Annotated in this window: 2 protein-coding genes; both read left to right on the forward strand. The window is 73.1% G+C overall.

Features of this window, described 5'->3' with window-relative positions:
- Nucleotides 1-208 (forward strand): family 4 glycosyl hydrolase (locus L0P92_RS44535; protein WP_505016561.1); only part of this gene is annotated, 208 nt, incomplete at its 5' end.
- Nucleotides 199-1170 (forward strand): N-acetylglucosamine kinase, encoded by a 972-nt coding sequence (locus tag L0P92_RS44540; protein WP_234768824.1) that lies wholly within the window; start codon nucleotides 199-201, stop codon nucleotides 1168-1170. The genes L0P92_RS44535 and L0P92_RS44540, both read left to right, overlap by 10 nt.
- The last annotated feature ends 13 nt before the right edge of the window (nucleotides 1171-1183 follow it).

Below are 1183 nucleotides of genomic sequence, written 5' to 3' on the forward strand. Positions count from 1 at the left end.
CGTTCCCCCTGTGGACCCCCTGTTCGCCGGCCTCATGGCCCAGGTGACGGCCTACGAGGACCTGGCCCTGCGGGCAGCCCTGCACGGCGGCCGGGACCGCGTGTTCAAGGCCCTCCTCGCCCACCCCCTGATCGGCCAGTACGAGTACGCCGAGGCCCTCACCGACCAACTGATCGCACACAACCGGGAGCACCTCGCGTGGGCATGACCGCACGTGTCCTCGCCGTGGACGCGGGCAACAGCAAGACCGACGTGGCAGTGGTGGCGGCCGACGGCACCGTCCTGGCCACGGCCCGCGGCGGCGGGTTCCGGCCGCCGACGGTGGGTGTGGAACGGGCGGTCGACAGCCTGGCCGAAACGGTGCGGGAGGCCTTCGCCGCAGCGGGCGTGACCTCCGCGGACCACGTCTCGGCCTGTCTGGCCAACGCCGACTTCCCCGTGGAGGAGGAACAACTGGCGGCGGCCCTGCACGCGCGCGCGTGGGGCACGACCGTCGAGGTCCGCAACGACACCTTCGCGATCCTGCGGGCAGGTGTCACCGAACCGCGCGGTGTCGCCGTCGTCTGCGGTGCCGGCATCAACTGCGTGGGCATGCGCCCCGACGGCCGTACGGCCCGCTTCCCCGCGCTGGGACGTATCTCCGGCGACTGGGGAGGCGGCTGGGGTCTGGCGGAGGAGGCTCTGTGGCACGCGGCACGCGCGGAGGACGGCCGGGGAGTCCCCACGGCCCTGACGCAGGCCCTCCCCGCCCACTTCGGCCTGCCCACCATGTACGCGCTGATCGAGGCCCTGCACCTCGAACGCATCGCCCCTGCCCGTCGCCACGAGCTGACCCCGGTCCTCTTCACCACGGCCGCCTCCGGCGACCCGGTCGCCCGTGGCCTCGTCGACCGCCTCGCCGACGAAGTGGTCACCATGGCTACGGTCGCGCTGACCCGGCTGGACCTGCTCGCGGAGGAGGTACCCGTACTGCTGGGCGGCAGCGTTCTCGCGGCCCGGCATCCCCAACTCATCGACGGCATCCACGAACTCCTCGCCTCCCGCGCCCCCAAGGCGGTACCGAACGTGGTCACAGCGCCTCCCGTGCTGGGCGCGGCGCTGCTGGGCCTGGACGCGGTGCAGGCCCCACCGACCGCCCACACCCACCTCCGCCAACACTTCGCCCCGTAAACCCCCTTGGCTC

Origin of the sequence: Streptomyces muensis (assembly GCF_021474425.1) — a bacterium.
Lineage (GTDB): Bacteria > Actinomycetota > Actinomycetes > Streptomycetales > Streptomycetaceae > Streptomyces > Streptomyces muensis.